Source organism: uncultured Sphingomonas sp., from assembly GCF_964237335.1.
GTDB lineage: Bacteria > Pseudomonadota > Alphaproteobacteria > Sphingomonadales > Sphingomonadaceae > Sphingomonas.
Window position 1 is genome coordinate 1 of record NZ_CAXSHM010000004.1, and the last position, 22766, is coordinate 22766.

General features: G+C 69.9%; 23 protein-coding genes, 1 tRNA gene and 1 CRISPR repeat array. Of the genes, 9 read left to right on the forward strand and 15 right to left on the reverse strand.

The features are described 5' to 3' along the window. Positions 1–61 precede the first annotated feature (61 nt). A CRISPR array of direct repeats spans positions 62–2165; the repeat unit is 28 nt; unit sequence GGCTCCCCCGCACCCGCGGGGATAGGCC. 70 nt (positions 2166–2235) lie between these two features. Further along, positions 2236–3135 carry an SDR family oxidoreductase gene (locus tag ACFE65_RS03425; protein ID WP_375380941.1) on the reverse strand — a complete coding sequence of 300 codons (900 nt, stop codon included), beginning with the start codon at positions 3133–3135 and terminating at the stop codon, positions 2236–2238. 98 nt (positions 3136–3233) lie between these two features. Here ACFE65_RS03425 and ACFE65_RS03430 point away from each other — a divergent pair, with 98 nt between their 5' ends. Continuing rightward, positions 3234–4064: a helix-turn-helix transcriptional regulator gene (locus ACFE65_RS03430; protein ID WP_375380942.1), complete on the forward strand. Its 831-nt coding sequence runs from the start codon at positions 3234–3236 to the stop codon at positions 4062–4064. Between the two features lie 25 nt (positions 4065–4089). Here ACFE65_RS03430 and ACFE65_RS03435 read toward each other — a convergent pair. Further along, positions 4090–4166: transfer RNA gene (locus ACFE65_RS03435), tRNA-Arg, on the reverse strand. A 132-nt stretch (positions 4167–4298) separates the two neighbouring features. On the opposite strand from ACFE65_RS03435, the gene ACFE65_RS03440 reads away from it, so the two are divergent. Both ACFE65_RS03440 and ACFE65_RS03445 read left to right on the forward strand, forming a co-directional pair. Then, a complete protein-coding gene (locus ACFE65_RS03440; protein ID WP_375380943.1) occupies positions 4299–5036 on the forward strand; it encodes a queuosine precursor transporter in 738 nt (245 codons plus the stop codon). A gap of 9 nt (positions 5037–5045) precedes the next feature. Beyond that, on the forward strand, positions 5046–5420 hold the full coding sequence (locus ACFE65_RS03445) for a hypothetical protein (RefSeq protein WP_375380944.1): 375 nt from the start codon (positions 5046–5048) through the stop codon (positions 5418–5420). A gap of 89 nt (positions 5421–5509) precedes the next feature. Here ACFE65_RS03445 and purQ read toward each other — a convergent pair whose 3' ends face one another. The 6 genes from purQ to ACFE65_RS03475 all read right to left on the reverse strand — a co-directional run bounded on the left by purQ (position 5510) and on the right by ACFE65_RS03475 (position 8957). Next, positions 5510–6175, reverse strand: coding sequence for a phosphoribosylformylglycinamidine synthase subunit PurQ (purQ, locus tag ACFE65_RS03450; RefSeq protein ID WP_375380945.1), 666 nt, complete (start codon positions 6173–6175; stop codon positions 5510–5512). Beyond that, positions 6172–6414, reverse strand: a complete 243-nt coding sequence (gene purS / locus ACFE65_RS03455) for a phosphoribosylformylglycinamidine synthase subunit PurS (RefSeq protein ID WP_375380946.1) — start codon at positions 6412–6414, stop codon at positions 6172–6174. Before purS ends, purQ begins: the two co-directional genes overlap by 4 nt. A gap of 15 nt (positions 6415–6429) precedes the next feature. Then, complete coding sequence (gene purC, locus ACFE65_RS03460; protein WP_375380947.1) at positions 6430–7209, reverse strand: phosphoribosylaminoimidazolesuccinocarboxamide synthase; 780 nt, start codon at positions 7207–7209, stop codon at positions 6430–6432. A 112-nt stretch (positions 7210–7321) separates the two neighbouring features. After that, a complete protein-coding gene (locus ACFE65_RS03465) occupies positions 7322–8182 on the reverse strand; it encodes a hypothetical protein (RefSeq protein ID WP_375380948.1) in 861 nt (286 codons plus the stop codon). 117 nt (positions 8183–8299) lie between these two features. Then, entirely contained in the window at positions 8300–8713 is a 414-nt protein-coding gene (locus ACFE65_RS03470; RefSeq protein ID WP_375380949.1) for a type II toxin-antitoxin system PemK/MazF family toxin, read from the reverse strand. Continuing rightward, positions 8694–8957, reverse strand: a complete 264-nt coding sequence (locus tag ACFE65_RS03475) for a type II toxin-antitoxin system Phd/YefM family antitoxin (RefSeq protein ID WP_375380950.1) — start codon at positions 8955–8957, stop codon at positions 8694–8696. The genes ACFE65_RS03470 and ACFE65_RS03475 overlap by 20 nt, the downstream gene beginning before the upstream one ends. 260 nt (positions 8958–9217) lie before the next feature. On the opposite strand from ACFE65_RS03475, the gene ACFE65_RS03480 reads away from it, so the two are divergent. Beyond that, on the forward strand, positions 9218–9889 hold the full coding sequence (locus tag ACFE65_RS03480; protein WP_375380951.1) for a glutathione S-transferase family protein: 672 nt from the start codon (positions 9218–9220) through the stop codon (positions 9887–9889). 111 nt (positions 9890–10000) lie between these two features. After that, positions 10001–11179: a succinyl-diaminopimelate desuccinylase gene (gene dapE, locus ACFE65_RS03485; protein WP_375380952.1), complete on the forward strand. Its 1179-nt coding sequence runs from the start codon at positions 10001–10003 to the stop codon at positions 11177–11179. On the opposite strand, the gene ACFE65_RS03490 is transcribed toward dapE, so the two are convergent. From ACFE65_RS03490 to ACFE65_RS03505, 4 genes are all read right to left on the reverse strand, one after another. Continuing rightward, positions 11110–12846, reverse strand: a complete 1737-nt coding sequence (locus ACFE65_RS03490) for a putative bifunctional diguanylate cyclase/phosphodiesterase (protein ID WP_375380953.1) — start codon at positions 12844–12846, stop codon at positions 11110–11112. The two genes, dapE and ACFE65_RS03490, sit on opposite strands and share 70 nt — an antisense overlap. 63 nt (positions 12847–12909) lie before the next feature. Further along, the gene (locus ACFE65_RS03495) at positions 12910–13440 is read right to left on the reverse strand and encodes a Smr/MutS family protein (protein ID WP_375381076.1); all 531 of its coding nucleotides are present in this window, start codon (positions 13438–13440) and stop codon (positions 12910–12912) included. 55 nt (positions 13441–13495) lie between these two features. After that, entirely contained in the window at positions 13496–14827 is a 1332-nt protein-coding gene (locus ACFE65_RS03500; RefSeq protein WP_375380954.1) for an MltA domain-containing protein, read from the reverse strand. Further along, on the reverse strand, positions 14824–15471 hold the full coding sequence (locus ACFE65_RS03505; protein WP_375380955.1) for a Tim44/TimA family putative adaptor protein: 648 nt from the start codon (positions 15469–15471) through the stop codon (positions 14824–14826). Before ACFE65_RS03505 ends, ACFE65_RS03500 begins: the two co-directional genes overlap by 4 nt. Before the next feature lie 172 nt (positions 15472–15643). Here ACFE65_RS03505 and secB point away from each other — a divergent pair, with 172 nt between their 5' ends. Genes secB through trpS form a run of 3 tightly spaced genes read left to right on the forward strand, consistent with a single transcriptional unit; the run spans position 15644 to position 18812 of the window. Continuing rightward, complete coding sequence (gene secB / locus ACFE65_RS03510; protein ID WP_375380956.1) at positions 15644–16156, forward strand: protein-export chaperone SecB; 513 nt, start codon at positions 15644–15646, stop codon at positions 16154–16156. Positions 16157–16212: 56 nt separating this feature from the next. After that, positions 16213–17787 (forward strand): murein biosynthesis integral membrane protein MurJ, encoded by a 1575-nt coding sequence (gene murJ, locus ACFE65_RS03515; protein ID WP_375380957.1) that lies wholly within the window; start codon positions 16213–16215, stop codon positions 17785–17787. A 20-nt stretch (positions 17788–17807) separates the two neighbouring features. Beyond that, positions 17808–18812, forward strand: coding sequence for a tryptophan--tRNA ligase (gene trpS, locus ACFE65_RS03520; RefSeq protein ID WP_375380958.1), 1005 nt, complete (start codon positions 17808–17810; stop codon positions 18810–18812). 108 nt (positions 18813–18920) lie between these two features. Here the strand turns inward: trpS and dnaA are convergent, their stop codons facing one another. From dnaA to mutM, 3 genes are all read right to left on the reverse strand, one after another. Next, positions 18921–20381 (reverse strand): chromosomal replication initiator protein DnaA, encoded by a 1461-nt coding sequence (gene dnaA, locus ACFE65_RS03525; protein WP_375380959.1) that lies wholly within the window; start codon positions 20379–20381, stop codon positions 18921–18923. A 404-nt stretch (positions 20382–20785) separates the two neighbouring features. Then, on the reverse strand, positions 20786–21049 hold the full coding sequence (gene rpsT / locus ACFE65_RS03530; protein ID WP_375380960.1) for a 30S ribosomal protein S20: 264 nt from the start codon (positions 21047–21049) through the stop codon (positions 20786–20788). A 106-nt stretch (positions 21050–21155) separates the two neighbouring features. Continuing rightward, a complete protein-coding gene (mutM, locus tag ACFE65_RS03535) occupies positions 21156–21974 on the reverse strand; it encodes a bifunctional DNA-formamidopyrimidine glycosylase/DNA-(apurinic or apyrimidinic site) lyase (protein WP_375380961.1) in 819 nt (272 codons plus the stop codon). A gap of 59 nt (positions 21975–22033) precedes the next feature. Here mutM and ACFE65_RS03540 point away from each other — a divergent pair, with 59 nt between their 5' ends. Beyond that, positions 22034–22765 (forward strand): class I SAM-dependent methyltransferase, encoded by a 732-nt coding sequence (locus ACFE65_RS03540; protein WP_375380962.1) that lies wholly within the window; start codon positions 22034–22036, stop codon positions 22763–22765. Position 22766 lies beyond the last annotated feature (1 nt).

Sequence of the window (22766 nt, forward strand, 5' to 3'; positions counted from 1 at the left end):
CCTTCTCATCGTCAGAGCACGCCTCAACTGGCCTGCTTTTACTCCGCCCCGCTGGTCTGATTTTGCTCCGCCGTTGACAGGGATAGGCCGATATCAAATCCGACGCCCCTGTGGGTGTGGTAGGCTCCCCCGCACCCGCGGGGATAGGCCGGTACGTGCTGTCGCGGACGCTGACGGCCGTAAGGCTCCCCCGCACCCGCGGGGATAGGCCGCTGATCCGCCGCTTCGACACCGCGACCACCAAGGCTCCCCCGCACCCGCGGGGATAGGCCGGTCACAGCGGGGCTCAATCGCCTTGTAGACATGGCTCCCCCGCACCCGCGGGGATAGGCCGCACATCTGCAAATCGACATAGCAGCAAGCCGGCGGCTCCCCCGCACCCGCGGGGATAGGCCGTGTTTTGAGCAAGCTGGCCTTGATCGACACGCGGCTCCCCCGCACCCGCGGGGATAGGCCCTACTTCGATCGTCACGCCGCGCGCGTCGAGCGGGCTCCCCCGCACCCGCGGGGATAGGCCCCTTGCCGAGAGCCTTCAGCTCGGTCGCATACGGGCTCCCCCGCACCCGCGGGGATAGGCCTCAGCTTGCCGAGCGCCAGTTGCGTCAAACCAGGGCTCCCCCGCACCCGCGGGGATAGGCCGGTCACGACCGGGCTGTTCACCGCCGATCGCAAGGCTCCCCCGCACCCGCGGGGATAGGCCTTGTCGGGCGCGGGAGACACGGGTCGCCCCATCGGCTCCCCCGCACCCGCGGGGATAGGCCTCATTTGCGTAGATCATAAGGGGCGCCAGTTTGGGCTCCTGCGCACCCGCGGGGATAAGCCTCGTGAGCTTCGGGCGGGGTTCCTCCCTGCCCCGGCTCCCCCGCACCCGCGGGGATAGGCCCTCGACCTTGCCCGCGTCGACATCGCCGATCGTGGCTCCCCCGCACCCGCGGGGATAGGCCGTGTGACTTTCGCACGAAAGCTACATTCGTTCGGGCTCCCCCGCACCCGCGGGGATAGGCCGCCGAGCACCATCGGTGCCATGATCGCGGGCTGGGCTCCCCCGCACCCGCGGGGATAGGCCGTTGGGGTGATGCTCGTCACCACCGGCGCATCGGGCTCCCCCGCACCCGCGGGGATAGGCCGGGCGTCGCCGGGTTTGGCACGGTCACGCCCGCGGCTCCCCCGCACCCGCGGGGATAGGCCGTCGTTTACCGCGCCGATAACACGCCGATCCGCGGCTCCCCCGCACCCGCGGGGATAGGCCCGTTGGCGAGCGTCACTAGAGCGCCAGTAAGGGGGCTCCCCCGCACCCGCGGGGATAGGCCCAGTTTCGGCAGGCGGTGACCAAGCGCGGTTACGGCTCCCCCGCACCCGCGGGGATAGGCCGCTCGCCGCCTTCGCCGGGTTCATGCGCGGCTCGGCTCCCACGCAACCGCGGGGATAGGCCCGACGCAGGTCCGGCGCAGGTCGCGAAATTGCAGGCTCCCCCGCACCCGCGGTAATAGGCCTTTAATCCGGAGCAAGTCTTTGAGGTGCCCGACGGCTCCCCCGCACCCGCGGGGATAGGCCGGTAGCCCGCAACGTGGACCTCGCCAATCTCATGGCTCCCCCGCACCCGCGGGGATAGGCCGAACTTGGGTGGCATCCATGGCGGTTAGGGATGGGCTCCCCCGCACCCGCGGGGATAGGCCGCAAAACCCCCAGTCCGTCCGCTTGGGCATCCTGGCTCCCCCGCACCCGCGGGGATAGGCCGCTCCCGACCGACCGCACGAACGGCTGGGCCGAGGGCTCCCCCGCACCCGCGGGGATAGGCCCTGGGGCACCGGCATCCAGGAGGTCACGCTCGGGGCTCCCCCGCACCCGCGGGGATAGGCCGCTGGGCCAGCGCGGGCTCGGGTGCGAGCTCAAGGCTCCCCCGCACCCGCGGGGATAGGCCCCACGCAGCCACGCCGGGATCGGCAGGGGCCGAGGCTCCCCCGCACCCGCGGGGATAGGCCTTCTCTGAAGCTTCGCGTTCGGCGCGAACGTAAGGCTCCCCCGCACCCGCGGGGATAGGCCTTATCCTCGTGGCGAGATTTCCGATCGGCAGGGGGCTCCCCCGCACCCGCGGGGATAGGCCGCGCGACAAGGCGCCCTATGATCTCTGGATCAGGGCTCCCCCGCACCCGCGGGGATAGGCCCGCTTTCTTACCGCTGCCTCTTGCCGCCCGTTAGCAGGCCGACATCCGCTGTCCCCAACCCGGCCGCCGCTCAGCCAGCCGCCACGCCATAGTCCATGGCGCGGAGGTCCTCGAGCACGCCTGGCCCGGTCGGCGACCAGCCGAGCCGCTCGCGGGTCCATGCGCCCGACGCCGGCAGGTTCATGCCGACGAACGGGGCCATCGGACCGAAATGGCCGGTAGCTTCCTCGGGCGACAGCGACCGGATCGGGACGCCGAGCCCGGCGCCGATCACCTCGGCGATGGCGCGGACGGGCACGCCTTCCTCGGCGACCGCGTGCCAGCGTGCGCCGGGCTCGTGCCGGTCGAGCGCCAGCCGGTACAGCCGGGCGACGTCAGTGACGTGCGCCGCCGGCCAGCGGTTGGCGCCGTCGCCGACATAGGCCGATACGCCCGTCGCGCGCGCGATCTCGATCAGCGGTGAGATCAGCCCCTGTTTCACCGCGTCGTGGACCTGCGGCAACCGCACCGCCGCGACGGAGACGCCGCGCGCGGCGACCTTCTCGCCGGCCAGCTCCGACGCGCGGCGCGGATTGGGGTTGTTCCGATCGAAGCTTGTCTCGACAGCGATCTGGCCGGGTTCGAGGCTGCCCATGCCGGTGCCCGAGGTGATGATGAACGGTCGGTCCGAGCCCGCCAGCGCGGCGCCGATCGCCTCGATCACGCGGGCATCCTTCTGCGTGTTCTCGACGAAATGCGTGAAGTCGTGGTCGAAGGCGGTGTGGATCACCGCGTCGGCCGCGCCTGCGCCGCTCGCGATGCTGTCCGGCTCCTCGAGCGTGCCGCGATGCGCCTGGGCGCCGGCCCGCTCCAGCGCGCGGGCACCGGCGTCCGAGCGCGTCAGCCCGATCACATGATGGCCCGCGGCGAGCAGTTCGGGCACGATCCGGGAACCGATGAAGCCGGTCGCGCCGGTCAGGAATACGCGCATGGAGGGTCTCCGCTGTTGTCTGGCGGCAGGTATCGGCCTAATCGTCGTCCTGTTAAAGATGTGACCTTATCCAGGTATATTAGTCAACAGGATCGGCGATGACCGCAGACGCCACCACTCTGCTCGGCGCTTATCTGCGGGACCGGCGTACCCGCCTGGATCCCGCCGCGCTCGGCTTTCCGCCCAGCCGTCGCCGCACGCCCGGCCTGCGCCGCGAGGAGGTCGCGAGCCGCGCGAACATCAGCGCGACCTGGTACACCTGGCTGGAGCAGGGCAGAGGCGGCGCGCCGTCCGCCGATGCGCTCGACCGCATCGCCAGCGGGCTGATGCTCACCGAGCCCGAACGCGAGCACCTGTTCATGCTGGGGCTGGGGCGTCCGCCCGACGTCCGCTACCGCCGCGTCGACGGCGTGACGCCGCGGCTCCAGCGCGTGCTGGATGCGCTCACCGTCAGTCCCGCGATCATCAAGACTGCGACCTGGGACGTCGTCGCCTGGAACCGGGCCGCCGCGGCGCTGTTGACCGACTATGCCAGGCTGCCGCGCGAGGAGCGCAACATCATGCGGATGATGTTCGCCGGTCAGGACGTGCGGGCGCGGCAGGGCGACTGGGAGAGCGTCGCGCGGTTCGTCGTGGGCGCGTTCCGGGCCGACGCCACGCGGGCGGGCGCCAGCGCGGAGATCGCGACGCTGGTCGACGAGCTGTCCCGGACGAGCCCCGACTTCCACCGCCTGTGGCGCGAGAACGACGTGGTGGCCCAAGGCGGCGGGCTCAAGCGGCTGCACCATCCGGAGCTGGGCCTGCTCGAACTGGAGTTTTCCGCCTTCGCCGTCGACGGTCGGCCCGAGCTGGGGATGGTCGTATACAATCCTGCGACGGCCGCGGTGGCGGACCGGATCCGCGCACATCTCGATGCGGTTCGGGGTTGAAGGATGGCGGAACTATGCGGATGCCTGGCGCGCCCGGGTGGACTCGAACCACCGACCCCAAGCTTAGAAGGCTCGTGCTCTATCCGACTGAGCTACGGGCGCGCGCTTGGGGACAAATAGCGCGTAATCAGGAACGGCGGAACAGGGGAACGCTTGCCGGGCGCCGATATCGTGGGGGACGGATGAGCGGCGTCGTGCATTGCCCGCGCGCGCGTCCGCCATCATAACCGCGCGATGATCGATGAGGCCCCGCGCGCCGTCACCGCGAACGACGTGCGGCAGTTCCGCCATTACGATGTCGTCATGGCCGCGTTCGTGGCGGTGCTGCTGCTGTCCAACGTGCTCGGCGCAGGGAAGGTCGCGGTGGTGGACCTGCCGGTGATCGGGCCGTGGCCGTTCGGTGCCGGCATCCTGTTCTTCCCGGTCAGCTACGTCATCGGCGACGTACTGACCGAGGTCTACGGCTATGCCCGGGCCAGGCGCGTGGTGTGGACGGGGTTCGCCGCACTGGTGTTCATGGCGGGCATGGCGTGGGTGGTGGTGGCGCTGCCACCCGCGCCCGCCTGGGGGAACCAGGCGGCGTACGAGACGGTGTTTGGCCAGGTCGGCCGGATCGTCGCGGCCAGCATCGTCGCCTTCTGGGCGGGCGAATTCGTCAACTCCTATGTCATGGCGCGGATGAAGCTGTGGACGCGCGGGCGCCACCTGTGGACGCGCACGATCGGATCGACGGTGGTGGCGGAGGGCGTCGACAGCCTGTTGTTCTACCCGCTCGCCTTCTGGCACGCGTCGGGCTTCACCGACGCGCTGGTCGTCCAGGTGCTGCTGACGCAATGGGCGCTGAAGGTCGGGTGGGAGGTGCTGCTGACGCCGGCGACCTATTGGATCGTCGGCTGGCTGAAGCGCGCCGAGGGCGTGGACGTGTTCGACGAGGGCACCGATTTCTCCCCCTTTGCACGCCGCCGCGTCTAAGACCTTCGCATGCTGCACCACCTGTTCCCGTTCGCGCCCGCGAACCAACCTGTCTGGGCGTGGACGAAGGCGTGGTTGGGCCTCACGCTGGGCGCGTCGGACGACACGCTGCACATGACGACCGGGCTGCTGATCCTGACGCTGGCGGCGCTGGTCCTGCGCCGCCCGCCGTGGAGCCTGTTACCTTGGATGGCGGTGCTGATCGCCGAGACGCTGAACGAGGCGTACGACCTGACGCACGGCACCGACGAGGGCAATTGGCGCGACAGCTGGCACGATTTCTGGCTCACATTGCTGTGGCCGACGGTGGTGCTGTTGATATGGCGGCACTTCGCCACGCGGGAGCGGGGCGAGTCTGAAAACTCGCGAAAGAGCGAGTTTTGAAGCGGTACCGGCCCGCTCCCCCTCCCGGCCACCCATCAGGATACCATGTGGACGGCCGGGAGGGAGAGCGGGCCGATACCGCAAGCCTCTCAGGCGACGAGGTCGAGCAGCCCCTCGAATAGCCGCCGACCGTCGTCGCCGCCGTGCGCGGCCTCGATCCGGCGCTCGGGGTGGGGCATCATGCCGAGCACGTTGCCGCCCTCGCTCACCAGCCCGGCGATCGCGCGGGCGGAGCCGTTGACGGGCTCGGCATAGCGGAACGCGATCCGCCCCTCGCCCTCCAGCCGGTCGAGCGTGTCGGGATCGGCGACGTAATTGCCGTCGTGGTGCGCGACCGGCACGCGGATCGTCTCGCCCGCGTCGTAGCGGCGGGTGAAGGCCGAGCGCGCCTCGCCCACGGTCAGCGCGACGTCGCGGCACACGAACGAAAGTCCGGCGTTGCGGATCAGCGCGCCCGGCAGCAGCCCGGCCTCGGCGAGCAACTGGAACCCGTTGCACACGCCCAGCACCGGCAAGCCCCTGCCCGCTCCGTCAGCCACCGCGCGCATGATCGGCGAGCGTGCGGCGATCGCGCCGGTGCGCAGATAGTCGCCATAGGAGAAGCCGCCGGGCAGCCCGACGAGGTCGATCCCGGCGGGCAGCGCCGTCTCGCGGTGCCACACCATCACCGGCGCGGTGCCGGTCACCGCCTCCAGCGCGGTCGCAAGGTCCCGGTCGCAGTTGGAGCCGGGGAAGACGACGACGGCGGTCTTCATTCGGCCTCGATGCGATAGTTCTCGATCACCGGATTGGCGAGCAGCCGGCGGCACATCGCGTCGACCTGCGCCCCCACGTCGTCGGCGGCGACGTCATCGGACAACGTCAGCTCGATCAGCTTGCCGACCCGCGCCTCCTCGACGCTCGCGAACCCCAACCCCCCCAGCGCCTGCGCGATCGCCCGGCCCTGCGGATCGAGCACGCCGGGCTTGAGCGTCACGACCACCCTGACCTTCATGGACGCGCCCTCACGTCACTTCCCCCGCCGCTTGCGATGGCTGTCGAGGTCGAGCACCGAATGGTCGCCGCCTTCGGGCAGCAGCCCCAGCCGCCGCGCGACCTCCTGATACGCCTCCACCTCGCCGCCCAGGTCGCGGCGGAAGCGGTCCTTGTCGAGCTTCTCGTTGGTCTCGGCGTCCCACAGCCGGCAGCCGTCGGGGCTGATCTCGTCCGCCAGGATGATGCGGCCGAAGTCGTTGTCGAAGATGCGCCCGAACTCGAGCTTGAAGTCGACCAGCTTGATGCCGATGCCCGCGAACAGCCCGGACAGGAAATCGTTCACCCGGATCGCGAGATCGGAGATGTCGTGCATCTCCTCCTGGCTCGCCCAGCCGAACGCGGCGATATGCTCGTCCGAGATCATCGGATCGCCGAGCGCATCGTCCTTGTAGTAATATTCGATGATCGTGCGGGGCAGTTTGGTCCCCTCCTCGATCCCCAACCGCTTGGACAGCGATCCCGCGGCGATGTTGCGCACGACGACCTCGATCGGCACGATCTCGACCTGGCGGATCAACTGCTCGCGCATGTTCAGCCGGCGGATGAAGTGGTTGGGCACGCCGATCGCGTCGAGCATCGTGAAGATATGCTCGGAGATGCGGTTGTTGAGCACGCCCTTGCCGTTGATCGTGCCCTTCTTCTGGGCGTTGAACGCGGTCGCGTCGTCCTTGAAATACTGGATCAGCGTGCCGGGTTCGGGCCCCTCGTAGAGGATCTTGGCCTTGCCCTCGTAGATCTGGCGGCGGCGAGCCATGCGGGCATGTCCCTTCGGGAAACAGGAGGCCCCGGCGGCACGCGGGCGAAGGCTCGCGAGCGACGCCGGGGCTGGTCGCCGCGGCTATAGGCGACGGGGGGTGGGGGCGCAATCAGGGGGTGGGGATCAAGTCCGCACGCCGGCGCTGCCGCCGCATCCAGGCCTCTCGCGCCGCTCGCCACGCCAGGAACATAAGTCCTGCCGCGATGGCCGGGGGCCCAAGCACGGCCACGACGGCCAGTACGACGGTGAGCGTCGTCTGAACCGATGCGACCGCCAGGTCGGCCGCGCTGTGGATCGGTGCGCTGGGATCGAACCCGGTGACCGCTGGACCCGACTCATAGGTGAAGGTGACCGGTGTGCTCGCGAGCGACGCGGCCTGCACCGTACCGGCATCGATCGCGGCCGATGCCGTTTCGTTTGCGGTGGTCCGTTGCGCCTCCAGATCGGCGCGGACCGCCGCCGGCCGGCCGGTACGGGCGAGTTCGGCGTCGAGCCGTGCCCGATCGGCGGACGCGCGCGCCTGCGCCACGCCCAGCCGTGCGATCTCGGCCGCGGCATCCGTGCCGGTGATGGTGGCGTCCACCAGCGTGCCGTCTGCCGCCTTCACCGTTGCGATGCCATCACGGCCGAAGCCGCGCGCGAGTTCGGGAAGCAGCTTGAAGGTGATCGTGCCGGAGACGTCATTCTCGCCCGATACGTGGTAGCGCATCCCGGTGATCCGGCAGCGTGCGATGCCCAGGCGCTCACACGTCTGGGCGTGTGCTTCCTGCGTGGCGGCGACCCGTTGCGACGGCATTCGGAAACTATAGCCGTAGTCGAACGCCACACCTGGCGCCGCGGTAACGGCAACGCCGCCGCCATCCGCCACATTGTCGGCGGCAGCCGATGTGTCCTGCCCCCGCTCCTGCATCTTACTGCCGCAAGCCGCCAGCAACAGGCACGCCACACCGACATACAGCCGCCGCATCATCGATCTCCCGCTCCGTTGATTATCCTACCGTAACAGTATGACTTAACAAGGGGCCGTCGGCGATGTCTTGCTGCAGCGGACTTGATGCCTTCTGCTTGATGTTCTGATGACTCACCGTCAGTCGGAACGGTCGGTCGGCCTCACCGCATTCGCGATCACGCGAGTGCGGACCTGCTCGAACAGCCGGGCCGGAACCTGGCCGAAGAAGGGCGCGCCGCTGGGCAATGCGCGAATGTCCGGCCCGACCCAGATGAAGCGGTTCAGATCGTCGCACTTCACGCCGCACTCGCCGCTCAGCCCAAGATGGTGGACGACGCGGGGCGGCAGAGGAACCGTCTGCGCGGCATCGAAGCGACTGGTCGTGATCGGGGCGACGATCACCCGCAGCCCAGCCGGAGCAGCGGTGGCCGCAAGCACGAGGCAAGGCCGATCCTTTCGACCTGCGTCCTCGCCGCGCCGTGCTTCGTGCCGCCAAAGGTAGCTGTACAGGATGACGTCAGTCGGCTGCGGCCTAGTCCAGGAGATGGTCAAGCTCCCGCGCGCTCGCCGGCACCACGGCGTCGCGCAACGCCGACAAGTCCGCTTGTGATAGCTCCTCCGGAAGAAGCGCCATCTGGTCCAGCCTGGCCAGTCGCTCATATTCCGCGGCGGGCAGCATGACGATCCGGGCCGTTCCGTTCCGTTCGACGGCGACGGGATGGGTCATCGCCTCGTCGTAGTAATAGCCGAAGCGCTTCGACACGTCGCTCGACGAGGCACTTGTCAGGGTCGTCATCATCGATCCTCCCCGGCCGCTCGTACGCCACTCCGGATTATCCGTAAAGAGCGGGAGCAGCTGAGAATGGAGTCTTGTGATGTAGGATTGCTCGTGCAACTTTCGGACTCGCTCTTCAACATTTGTATGTCTCCCGTTACTAAGCGGCTCACTTAGTCGCTGTCGCCGCGGCCATGCTTTTGGTGTTACCTACTGTTACCTACTCGTTGGATTTGCCGCCCCGTTGCGTCCCGCCGCGCCGCCGCCTACTCCCCTGCCCCATGCGGCTCATCATCGGCAACAAGGCCTATTCGTCCTGGTCCCTGCGCGGCTGGCTCGCGTGTCGGCAGTCGGGCCTCGTGTTCGAGGAGGTGGTCGTTCCGATGTACGACGCCGATTGGGACCGGCGGCGGCAGGGCGACGAGTTCGCGCCCTCGTCGGGCAAGGTGCCGATCCTGTGGGACGGCGAGGCGGTGGTGTGGGACAGCCTGGCGATCGTCGACTATCTGGCCGACAAGGTAGGCCGCGACCGGTTCTGGCCCGCCGACGACGCCGCGCGCGCGATGGCGCGGTCGATGGCGGCGGAGATGCATTCAAGCTTCACCGCGCTGCGCCGCAAGCATTCGATGAACATCCGCCAGACCTTCCCCCCGGCCCGGCCGGACGACGATTTGCTCGCCGAGCTTTCCCGCATCATGGAACTGTGGGCGCAGGCGCGGGCTCGCTGGGGCGGGACGGGCGATTTCCTGTTCGGGGAGTTCGGCGCGGCCGACATCATGTACGCCCCCGTCTGCACGCGGATCGCGACCTATTCGCTGCCGGTCGCGCGCTTCGCGGTGCCCTATATCGAGGCGGTGCTGGGCCACCCCTTCATGCAGGACTGGATCGCGGGCGCGCAGGAGGAGGAGTGGGTGATCGAGCAGTACGAGCCGCCCGCGGTGACGCAGGGGTGATGCTTTCCGTCGTCACCCCGGGCTCGACCCGGGGCCCCGCTTCTTCGGTGGCCGGAAGCAGAGATTAAGCGGGGTCCCGGCTCAAGGCCGGGATTACGGAATGAGAGAGCCATGACCGATCCCGTCACCCTCACCCGATCGCTGCTCGCCTGCCCAAGCGTCACGCCCGCTGCCGGCGCGGTGTTCGATGTGGTCGCGGCCGCGCTCGCCCCGCTGGGCTTCGCGATCGACCGGTTCGTCACCGGCGAGGCGCCGGACGGTCCGGTCGAGAACCTGATCGCCTGGCGCGACGGACCCGGGCCGCATCTCGCCTTTGCCGGCCACCTCGACGTCGTGCCGCCGGGCGAGGGCTGGACGGGGGGCGGCTGGACGGGCGAGGGGCGCACGGGGGGGGCGTTCGAGCCGGCGGTCCGCGATGGCCTGCTTTACGGGCGGGGCGCGGTGGACATGAAGGGAGCGGTCGCGTGCTTCATCGCGGCGGCGAAGCAGGCGAACGGTGCGACCAGCCTGCTGCTGACCGGCGACGAGGAAGGCCCGGCGACGTACGGCACGCCGCTGATCCTCGAACGGCTCGCCGCCCGTGGCCTGAAGCCCGACCTGTGCCTGGTGGGAGAGCCCACGTCGGTCGCGCGGTTGGGCGACACGATGAAGATCGGCCGGCGCGGATCGGTCAACATAACCATCGACGTGCCCGGGCGGCAGGGCCATGTCGCCTACCCCCACCTCGCCGACAATCCGATCACCCGGCTGGTGGCGGCGCTGGCGGCGATCGACGCGCTGGTGCTGGATGGGGGCACCGACTGGTTCCAGCCGTCCAACATCGAGGTGACGGACCTGACCGTCGGCAACCCCGCCGCCAACGTCATCCCCGGCCAGGCGAGCGCGCGGCTGTCGATCCGCTTCAACGACCGGCATCGCGGGCCCGACCTGATCGAGCGGATCGCTGAGATCGTGCGAACCCACGCGCCCGCCGCCACCGTGACGGGGCGCGTGTCGGGGGAGGCGTTCCTGACCAGGCCCGGCGCCTTCTCCACGCTGGTGGCGGAGGCGGCGGCGGCGGTGACGGGCGTCGTGCCGGAGGCGTCCACCAGCGGCGGCACGTCGGACGCGCGGTTCCTGGCCAGGCTGTGCCCGACCGTCGAGCTGGGACTGGTCAACGCGACGATGCACCAGACGGACGAGGCGGTCGCGGTCGCCGATCTGGGCGCGCTGACCGCGATCTACGCCGGGCTGATCGCCCGCGTCGCCGCCCAGCCATCCGACGCGCCGGCCGCCGCCACGCCGGCCTGAGCGGCGGTCCAGGCGCGGAACGCGACGTCGTCCATCGGCTGGGCGATGCCGAACCCCTGCACCGTGTCGCAGCCGATGACGCGCAGCATCTCGGCCTGCGCCGCGGTCTCGACGCCTTCGCCCACCGCCTCGCAGCCCAATGCGTGGACGAGGGTGATCGTCGCCTGGGCGATGCTGCGCGCGCGGGCATCGTCGACGATGCCCGCGATGATCCGGCGATCGAGCTTGATGCGGTCGATCGGCAGCAGCCGCAGCCGGTGCGGGTTCGAGAAGCCCATGCCGAACCCGTCCACCGCGATCGTGGCGCCTTCGCCCCGCAAGCCACCCAGCGCAACGAGCGCGTCCGGCGACGCCTGCATCGCCAGCGTCTCGTTGATCTCGATCTCCAACAGCCGCGCCGGCGCACCCGCCTCGACCAGCGTCGCCGTCAGCCGTGGGAAGAAGTCCGGCTGGTCGATCTGCCGCCGGCTGAGGTTGATCGACACCCGCTCGTGCCGGCCCTCGCGACCCCAGCGCGCGATCGTTGCCGCCACGTCGGCGATCACCGCCTCGCCGATCGGACCGATCAGTCCGGTCGCCTCCGCCCGGTGCAGGAACGCGGCCGGCAGCAGCGCGCCGTCGACCGGGTGCCGCCAGCGGACGAGCGCCTCGGCGGCGACCGTCCGGCCGTCCCGAAGCGACAGCTGCGGCTGGAACACGAGCGTGAACTCGCGCGCGGCGACCGCGCGGTGGAGGTCGGCGTCGAGGTGATCCTGGTCGGCCAGCCGCCCGGCGAGCGCCTCGGTGTAGGTTTCGACGCGCCCGCGTCCGGCCGCCTTCGCCTCGTACATCGCGGCATCGGCGGCGCGCATCAGCTCGTGCAGCGTGGCGCCATGCGCGGGGCGAAGCGCGACGCCGATCGAGGCGCCGATGCGGACGCAGGCCCCGCCGATCTCGAACGGTTCGCTCAGGGCGTCGAGCACCGCGGCCCCCAGCGCCTGCGCCGCGCGCTCGGTCGCGTCGGGGAGGAACAGCGTGAACTCGTCACCCGCCAGACGGCCCACCAGCACGTCCGCGCCACCGTCCGTCCGATGCTGCGCGCCGCCATGCTCCGCGTCGACGCCGCCCGCCACCGCCCGCAACCGGCCCGCGACCTGTTCGAGCAGCTGGTCGCCCGCCGCATGGCCCCGCGTGTCGTTCACGGCCTTGAATCGATCGAGATCGATGAACAGCAGCGCGGCGGGCTGGTCGTGCGGCATCGCCCCCAGCCGCCGCTCCGCCTGCTGGCGGACCTGCAACCGGTTCGCGAGACCGGTGACCGGATCGTACATCGCAAGCTGCTCGATCTCGTCGATGCTCGCGCGCAATCGGCGGAACAGCGCATCCATCGATCGGGCGAGGGACGGGATGATCCGCTCGATCTCGGGCGGCATCGGACTGTCGAGGTCACCGTCGCCGGCCAGCGCGAGCCGGGCGATCGCCAGGTCCATCGCCGCGGCCGTGGACGATACCGTGCGCTCGGCGGAGGCCCAGCTGAACGCGCCGCAGATGATCGCCAGGATCAGCGCCTGACCGAGCGTGCCCGCGGTCAACGCCTGCGCGGTCACCAGGAAGGCGAGAAAGAAGGCCACCCCGCCGGCGCACAGCGCGAACACCAGCGCGCGTTTCCTGAGCGTCGTGTGCGGCATGGCGGCGGGTCGTCGGCTCCTGCGGCGCCGACTGAAGGCCGGCCTGCCGACAGCTTTGACCCGTTACGGGTTAAGATTTCGGGCAGGTCGGGGCCGCCGGAACACGAGGTACAGCGCGCCCGCGCCGCCGTGCCGCGGATGCGCGCCGCGGACGGCGGCGATCGCGCCGGCATGGCGGGATCCGGCCAGCCAGTCCGCCACCGCGGCGCGGATCGCCCCCCGTGCATGCGGCCGCTCGCTCTCGGGCCGTGGCGGACGCCCGGTCACGAGGAGCAGCACCCGATCCCCGCGGGCGATGGCGCGCTCAAGCCCGGTATCGAGCAGCGAATGTGCCGAGTGGAGCGTGTGGCCGTGCAGATCCAGCGTCGAATCCGGAACTACGACGCCCTTGGCGATCTGCCGGTCCCAGCTGCCGTCCAGCGTCACGCCGGGGGTTGGCGCCGACGATGTCTTTACCGGAACCGCTCGGCGCGGTGGCGGCGCAGGACGAACGGCACGCATCGGTACTGACGGTGGCAGTACGGACTCGGGACGCTCCGGCACCGGTCGGGCCGGCGGAGGGGCGATCGCGCGCAGCGGGCGGACGCTCGCCATCACCCGCGCCCATAGCGCGGCCTCGTCTCCGGTGAGACGGCGTTCCGCCTTCGGCCTATCGGGGCGCCGCTCCGCCATCGACGCTCCCTCCCGGCATGGCCGCGCCGGTGCGGGCCAGCGTGCCCAGCGGCAGCAGCAGGAACGCCGTCCCGTGCGCGCTCATGCCGCCGGCGATGGCGGTCGCCTCGTCGCCCGATCCCCAGAAGATGTCGAACCGGTTCGCGCCCTTGATCGCGCCGCCGGTGTCCTGCGCGATCCACAGCCGGCTGGCGTCGGCGCGGTCCATCGACAGGAAGACGGGCGCGCCGAGCGGCACGAACTTCGGGTCCACCGCCGCGCTGACCCCGCCGATCACCGGCAGGCCTAGCGAGCCGACCGGATCGCCCGTCAACACCCGGAAGAACACGAAGCTGCGGTTCTCGTCCATGATCCGCCGGCCCTCGTCGGGATTGTCGTGGAGGTAGCGGACGATGCCCTGCATACTCGACTGGCCAGGCGCGAGCAGGCCGCGCTGCTTCATCAGCGCGCCGATGCCGGTATAGTCGCGGCCGTTCTGCGTGTCGTAGCCGATCCGCATCACCATGCCGTCGGGCAGCCGCAGCAAGCCCGATCCTTGGACCTGGAGGAAGAACAGCTCGGCCGGGTCGGCCGCCCAGGCGAGCACGCGGGCATGGCCCTCGATCGCGCCGGCCTCGATCGCCGCGCGGTCGTAATAGGGGACGAGCGCGGTGCCGTTGACGCGACCCCTGATCTTCTTGCCTTTCAGCGCGTCCGAGAACTGGCCGAGGTCGACGTCGATCAGGTCGGTGGGCCGGGCATAGATCGGCTGGTCGTAGCCTGCACGGCGATCGAGCGAGGCGGCGATCTCCGGGATGTAATAGCCGGTGGCGAAGGCACGGCCGTCGCCGACCTGCACCGCCTCGAACCAGCGGGCGAAGAAGTCGGCGGCGTCGGCGGGATCGGTGCGCGCGGCCGCGTCGCACGCCGGCTGCCAGTCGGCAGGCTGCGTCAAGCCTGTCGCATCGGTGCGGCGGAGGAGCGAGGGGCAGCTCGCGCGGAACGACGCGAAAGCCGCGCCAGCGCCCGTCATCGCGAGGCTCGTCACGGGCGGGCCGGGCACGATGCCGGCAGCCGCAGCCGTCGTGGCCCCGGGGAGCGGAAGATACGGCGCCGATGCGATCGGTACCGCCGCGACCGGTTGGCGGGCGGGCGAGGGCGTGTGTCGGACCGATGCGGACCGGGGCCGTTCGGGCGCTGCACGGTCAGGCTGTTGGCCGGCCTCGCCTGGCGGGACCAGACGACCGCCACAGGCAGACAACAGTAGCGCCACGACAGCAGGCGCCGCCCGGCGCAGCCACCCGGCCGCTCCGCCTGACACAGGCCTCACGCTTCGTCGGTGTCGGCGAGCTTCCAGTTCGGATCGGCGCTCTTCAGCGTCCGCGCGAACGTCCACACATCGTGCGTCTCCACCGCGTCGGTGATGGAGCCGGCGATCACCTGCGCATCCACGTCCCGGGTCACTGCCGCGATGTCCGCGTCGAAGCGTACGGTGATCCGCGCATCGCGTCCCGACAGCGCGGCGTCGAGGATGGTCGTGCGCTCGATCGAGACGAGCCGGTTGTCGAGCCGATGCCCGGCGGTGTCGCGCGCCTCGATCGCTTGGACGAAGGCCGCCTGCACGTCGGGCTCGACGAGCCAGCCGAGCTGATCCGCATCGCCTTTCCAGAACGCGTCCAGGACCATGCGATAGGCGGACTGCGCGCCGGCGACGAACTGGCCGACGTCGAACGCTGGCTCCGCGGCGACGATCGCGCGCAGGCCCGGCTCGGCCGCCGGATCGATCGGCCGTGCGGCGACATCGCGCTGATCGACGATCGGCTCGGCCGTGCGTGGCACCGCCATCAGCGGCGCCGGCTTGTCCGCGGCCTTGGGCAGCGGCTGCTGTTCGTGGCCGGTACGCTTGCCGAGCACGGCATACAGGCGAAGCGCCGCGAAACCCGCAAGCATCAGGAGCAAGACGACGTAGGGCACCGAGCCTCCGAAATGCATGTTGGTGAAGACGCAACATAGGCACAACGCGACCGGAGTTCAAAGGTCGCACGCGCCGCGCGACATTGAAAGGGGGGGGCGCTCCTGCTAGGCGCGCCCATCGTCCGACGGGCCTTCCGTCGCGCCCTGCCCCATTGTGATCAAGGACCCACCCATGGCCGACGAGGTTTTCTCCCCCGCGATCGACCCGAACGGCTTTGGTCCCGGCAACGGCGAGGATACCGCGCCCGCCGTCGGCCTGATCTCGCAATATGTGAAGGACCTGTCGTTCGAGAACCCGAACGCGCCCGGCGTGTACCAGAACCAGACCGCGCCCGCGATCGACGTGCAGTTCAACATCGGCGCGAACCAGGTCGGCGAGGAAGTGCACGAGGTGTCGCTGAAGGTCGAGATCCGCGCGGAGACGGACGGCACCGTCGCGTTCATCGTCGACCTGACCTACGCAGGACTGTTCGGTTTCCGCAACGTGCCGGCCGAGCAGATCCAGCCCTATCTGCTCACCGAGGGCCCGCGCCTGATCTTCCCGTTCGCGCGCCGGGTCGTCGCCGACACGATCCGCGACGGCGGCTTCCCGCCGCTGTTGCTGGAGCCGATCGACTTCAACCAGTTGTTCCTCCAGCAGAGCCAGGCGCAGCAGGCCAACGTCCCCGACGCCGGCCACGCCTGACCGTTCGACCGCAGCCTCGCGCGGCATGAACGCCACTCCATGACCCTTCGCGCCTCATGAATCTCGGCAAGGCGCTTGGCTCGGTGGGCGGGCTGACGCTCGCCAGCCGAGTGCTGGGTTTGATCCGCGACGCGCTGTTCGCCCGTTTCATCGGCGCGAGCTTCGCGTCGGACGCATTCCTGGTCGCGTTCCGCCTGCCCAACATGTTTCGGGCGCTGTTCGCGGAAGGGGCCTTTTCGGCCGCGTTCATTCCGATGTTCAACCGCAAGGTCGGCGATCCCGAAGGGCGGGGGCTGGTCGACGGTGTCGCGTTCGCCGACGACGCCCTGTCGGTGCTTCTGCCGATACTGTTGCTCATGACGCTCGCCGTCGAACTCGCCGCATGGCCCGTCACTTGGCTGCTCACCTTTGGGTATAGCGACGCGACGCCGGCGCAATTCGCCTTTGTCGTGCAGCTCTGCCGGTGGACGTTTCCCTATCTGCTGCTCATCAGCGTGGTGTCGCTGCTCGGCGGCATCCTCAATTCGATGCATCGCTTCTGGGTCGCGGCAGCGGCGCCGATCCTGCTCAACCTGACGTTGATCGCCGCGCTGCTGTTGTTTCACACCCATGATCCGCAGGCGACGGCGCGCAACCAGGCAATCGCGGTGACCGTGTCGGGAGCGTTCCAGCTTGCTTGGCTTTGGCACAACTGCCGCAGGAACGGCATTCACCTGCGCCTGAAATGGCCGCGCATGAACCCGGACGTGCGCCGCCTGCTGGCGCTCGTCTGGCCCGCCGCCGCAGGCGCGGGCGCGGTGCAGATCAACCTCGTCGTCTCCACCGCGCTTGCCGCCAGCCTGCTGCCGCACGGTTCGGTGACGTACATCTACCTCGCCGATCGGCTGAACCAGTTGCCGCTCGGGCTGATCGGCATCGGGCTCGGCACCGTCCTCCTCCCGACCATCTCCGCGCAGCTCGGACGGGGCGCGCAGGCGGAGGCGATGACGACGCAGAACCGCGGCATGGAGCTTGCACTGCTGCTCACCCTGCCCGCCACCGCCGCGCTGATCACGGCCGGCAGCCCGATCACCGCGGCGCTGTTTCAGCACGGCAAGTTCGATCCGGTCGCCGCGATGAAGACCGCGCAGGCGCTAGCCGGCTACTCCATCGGCCTGCCGTCGTACATCCTCGTCAAGGTGCTCACCCCCGGCTATTACGCGCGCGCCGACACGCGCACGCCGGTGCGTTACGCCACCATCTCGATGGTCGTGAACCTGGTCCTCAACCTCGCCTTCATCGTGCCGCTGAAGCACGTCGGGCCGCCGCTCGCGACCGCGCTCGCCTCCACCGTCAACGTGGTGCTGCTTTATCGCACGCTCGTGAAGCGGGGCCATTTCGTGGCGGACGCGCGGCTGCGACGGCGCACGGTGCGATTGGCGGCGGCGGCGGTGCTGATGGGCGTGGTGCTGTACGTCCTGTCGGACCGATTCGCGCCGCACATGCACGCGATCGGCGCCGTGGAGCGCTGGGGCGCGCTGACCTTGCTCGTCGGGCTCGGCGCCGCCGTCTATGCCGGCGCGGCGCTCGCGTTCGGCGCTTTCCGCCTCGCCGACCTCACCGCGCTGGTGCGTCGGCCGGCGCGTCCCTGATCGCTCGCTAGGACCACTTCATGCGCGTCGTCTCCGGCATCCAGCCCACCGGCAACCTCCACCTCGGCAATTATCTCGGCGCGATCCGGCAATGGGTGGCGATGCAGGACACGATGGAAGCCGGGGACGAGTGCCTGTTCTTCCTCGCCGACCTCCACGCGCTGACCCAGCCCGTCGTGCCCGCCGAGCTGGCGGCGAACACGATCGAGATGGCGGCGACCTTGCTCGCCTGCGGGATCGATCCCGAGCGATCGGTGCTGTTCAACCAGGCGCGGGTGCCCGCGCATTCGGAGCTCGCCTGGCTGCTCGGCGGCACCGCGCGCGTCGGCTGGCTCAATCGCATGACGCAGTGGAAGGACAAGGCCGGCAAGAACCGCGAGGGCCAGTCGATCGGCCTGTTCACCTATCCCGTGCTGCAGGCGGCCGACGTGCTCGTCTACCAGGCGACGCACGTGCCGGTGGGTGACGACCAAAAGCAGCATCTGGAGCTCGCGCGCGACATCGCGGTCAAGTTCAACCAGGATTTCGGGCTAGAGCTGTTCACCGCGCCCGAGCCGTTCGTCTCCGCCGCCGCGCCGCGGATCATGAGCTTGCGCGACGGAACGGCCAAGATGAGCAAGTCCGACCCGTCGGACGCGTCGCGCATCAACCTGATCGACGGCGACGACGCGATCGCGCAGAAACTGCGCCGCGCCCGCACCGATGCCGAGCCGCTGCCCGAGACGATCGAGGGTCTCGCCTATCGAGCGGAGGCGCGCAACCTGGTGACGATCCGGGCCGCGCTCGCGGGCACGACGCCGCAGGCGGTGCTCGACGAGGTCGCGGGCCAGGGCTTCGGCACGTTCAAACCGGCGCTCGCGGACCTCGCCATCGCGGTGCTGGCGCCGATCCGGGACGAGCTGGCGCGCCGGATGGCCGATCGCGACGCGGTGGCGGCGGTGCTGGCGAAGGGGGCGGAGCGGGCACGGACGCTGGCGGCGCCGACGCTGCTGGCGGCACAGCGGGCGGTGGGGTTGCAGGTGTAAACCCCAACCTCCGTTCAGGCTGAGCTTGTCGAAGCCCTGCCTTTACTTGCCAAGAAGGACAGCCCTTCGACGAGCTCAGGGTGAACGGAAGGCGGGGACCGGTGTATTCTACCCCTCCAGCTCCCGCATCAGGACGCGCACCGCGTCGTCGATGTCGCGGTCCGTACCGCGCAGCTCCTCGATCCGGCGCACCGCGTGGATCACGGTCGAATGATCGCGGCCGCCGAACTTGCGGCCGATCTCGGGTAGCGACCGCGTCGTCAGCCGCTTCGCGAGATACATGGCGATCTGGCGAGGCCGCGCGATCGCGCGGGCGCGGCGTTCGGAGACGAGGTCGAGCGGCTTCAGCTCGAAATGGCGCGAGACGAGCTTCTGGATGTCGTCGATCGTCACGCGGCGCTGGCCACCACGCAGCGCCTCGCCCAGCGTGGCGACCGCGAAGTCGAGGTCGATCGGTTCGCCGGTCAGGTGCGAATAGGCGACGACGCGGTTGAGCGCCCCCTCCAGCTCGCGGATGTTGGCGTGGATCCGGTTGGCGAGCAGGTCCAGCACGTCGGCGGGCACACGCGCGTCCGTGCCATCACGTTGCAGGTCCGACAGCTTGCGGTCGAGGATCGTGCGGCGCAGCTCCGCGCTCGGCGCCTTGATGTCGGCGACCAGCCCCACCGCCATCCGGCCGAGGATGCGCGCCTCCACCCCGTCCAGCGCCTGCGGGCAGCGATCAGCGGAGATCACCAGCCGCTTGCCCGCCGCCATGATCTCGTTGACCGTGTGGAAGAACTCCTCCTGCGTCGCGTCCTTGCCGGCGATGAACTGCAGGTCGTCGATCAGCAGCAGGTCCGCCGAGCGCAGCCGCGCCTTGAACGCGAACGTATCGCGCGCGCGCAGGCCCTGGACGAACTCGAACATGAACCGCTCGGCGGACATGACGACGACGCTCGCGCCTGGCTCGGCGGCCAGGAAGGCGTGGCCGATCGCGTGCATCAGGTGGGTCTTGCCCTGCCCCGTGCCCGAATGGAGGAACAACGGGCTGAACCGCGGCACGCCCGGCTCGGCAAGCGCGCGCGCCGCGTTGCAGGCGACGCGGTTGGAGCCATCGACCACGAACCGGTCGAACGTCAGCCGCGCATCGAGCGCGGGACGCTCGGCGCACGGCCTCGCCGGCGACGCCGCGGGATTGACGGCCGCCGCCGCCGGCCGGGCGGGCGCGGGGCTTACGATGGCGGGGGCGGCGGGCTCGATCGCCAGCACCGGCGGTTCGGGAGCGGCGGTGCGGGTCTCGATGCAGACGCTGCGGACGTTGGGGACCAGCTGCCGGAACTCGTGGACCAGCCGGTCGGCGTAATGGTTGCGCACCCAGTTGGTCATGAACGCGGACGGCAGCGCCAGCCGGACGGTGTCGTAACCGCCCCTGCCCTGACCCTGGTCCGCGATCAGCTCGATGGGCTTGAGCCACTGGTCGAACAGCCGAGCGCCGGCGGAGTCGCGCAGGTTGGCGCGGACCTGGTTCCATGCGCGGGCAAGGATGCCGTCGGCGTCGTCCTCCCCTCGCAAAGCATTCACGCACATCTCTCCCGGGGCCGCGAACGCCGTCGTCGCGACCACCCCTGCCAGCGGCACAAACGTCCTCGTTCGCGGCCGAGGCCACGCCGACTCCGTCGATTTCAAAGCGACCGCAGCGGCGGGAGCCGGTGCGATGGGTTGGTTATGAAGCCTTCGGGTAAACGATCAAGGTCGGCCCGCGTCTCATTTTTGAAATAAAGCGGATTGACAGCCATTCAGCCGCAGAAATGCGTCATAATTCTTTTAAGTGGTTGTTATCGTTGAGTTTTGTTGATCCGATTGATGCGGCGGACTCGAATCAAATCAGGAATCGAGCGTTTTCAACGCCGTCGCCGCCCCGTTCACAGGGCACGAAAAAGCCCGCCGGAACCACCGGCGGGCTGGTCGATCGGTACTGAGATCGCCTGGCGTCAGGCCAGCGCGGAGAGCCGCTTGGTCAGGCGCGAGAACTTGCGCGCGGCCGTGTTGCGGTGGAGCACACCCTTGGACACGCCACGCGCCAGCTCGGGCTGGACTGCCAGCAGCGCAGTCTCCGCGGCGGCCTTGTCGCCCGACGCGAGCGCGGCCTCGACCTTCTTCACAAAGGTGCGGATCCGGCCGACTCGCGCGCCATTGACCTCGGCACGACGGTCGTTGCGACGGATTCGCTTCTTCGCTTGCGGCGTATTCGCCATGAAACTGCCTCTGACCTGATGGGACGGAAAAAGGAGCGGCGGAACCTGCCCGCCGCCCTTGCTGGAGCGCGCCTTAGCCAGACGCGCCCGACAGGTCAACCGCCCGTCAGCCGCGCTGGCAGGCCGGGCACCAGAAGGTGGAGCGCCCGCCCTCCGCGCGGCGGCGGACGGGCGAGGCGCACGCCGGGCACGCCTCTCCCTCCCGCCCGTAGACGCGCCACTGTTTCGAAAAATAGCCGAGCTCGCCGTCCGGCCGCGCATAGTCCCGCAACGTCGAGCCGCCCGCCTCGATCGCGGCGAGGAGCACGCTGCGGACGGCATCGACGAGACGATCGAGTCGGAACAGCGATATCCGTCCCGCCGCGCGGGACGGCGCGATCCGCGCGAGGTTCAGCGCCTCGCAGACATAGATGTTGCCCAGCCCCGCCACGATCCGCTGGTCGAGCAGCATCGCCTTGATCGGTGCGCGCCGGCCCTGAAACGCCGCTAGCAGCATCGCCCCGGTGAGACCAAGGCCCAGCGGCTCGGGGCCCAGCGCCCGGAACGCCGGAAAAGTGGCGAGGTCGGCGGTCGGCCACAGGTCCACCGAGCCGAACCGGCGCGGATCGTGCAGCGCGAGCCGCCGCCCCACTCCTGTCTCCAGCACCAGATGGTCGTGCGCCAAGAGCTCGCCCGGATCGACCCGCCAGCGGCCCGACATGCCGAGGTGGAAGATCATCGTGTCGCCGCGGTCGGTATCGATCAGGCCATATTTGGCGCGCCGCGACAGGCCGGTGACGGTCGCGCCGGTCAGCCGCTGGCGCAGGTCGACCGGGAACGCACGGCGCAGGTCCGCACGGCGCGGCTCGACGAGCGCCAGCCGCGCGCCCTCCAGCACGGGGCGCAGGCCGCGCACGGTCGTCTCGACTTCTGGCAGTTCGGGCATCGTATTCAGATAGTGCGAGGGCGGTGGCGTTGCGACCGCCGCACGGGTAGGACGCGCCGATGAGCGATACCGTGTCCTTCGGCTACGAAGACGTCTCCCCCGAGGAGAAGACCGCCCGCGTCGGCGGCGTGTTCAGGAACGTGGCGTCACGCTACGACCTGATGAACGATGCGATGTCGGGCGGCATGCACCGGCTGTGGAAGGACCGGTTCGTGCGCCGCGTGAAGCCACGCGCGGACGAGGCGATCCTCGACATGGCGGGCGGCACCGGCGATGTCGCGTTCCGGCTCGCCGTGTCGGGTGCGCAGGTTACGGTCGCGGACATCAACCCGGCGATGCTCGACGTCGGCGTGGCGCGCGCGGCCAAGCGCGGCGTCACCGGGCTCATCTGGACCGAGCAGAATGCCGAGACGCTGACGTTTCCCGATCGTTCGTTCGATGCGTACACGATCGCGTTCGGCATCCGGAACGTGACCGACATCCCGGCCGCGCTGAAGGAGGCACACCGGGTTCTGCGCCGCGGCGGGCGCTTCTATTGCCTCGAGTTCTCGACCACCCAATGGCCGGGGTTCAAAGAGGTGTACGACGCCTACTCCCACACGGTCGTGCCCAGGCTCGGCCGGATGCTGGCGGGCGACTCGGACAGCTATCGCTACCTGGTCGAGTCGATCCGACGCTTCCCGGACATGGACCGGTTCGAGGCGATGGTCGGCGAGGCAGGGTTCGTGCGGACGTCGGTGGAGCCGCTGCTGGGCGGGCTGGTCGCGATCCACAGCGGCTGGAAGATTTAGT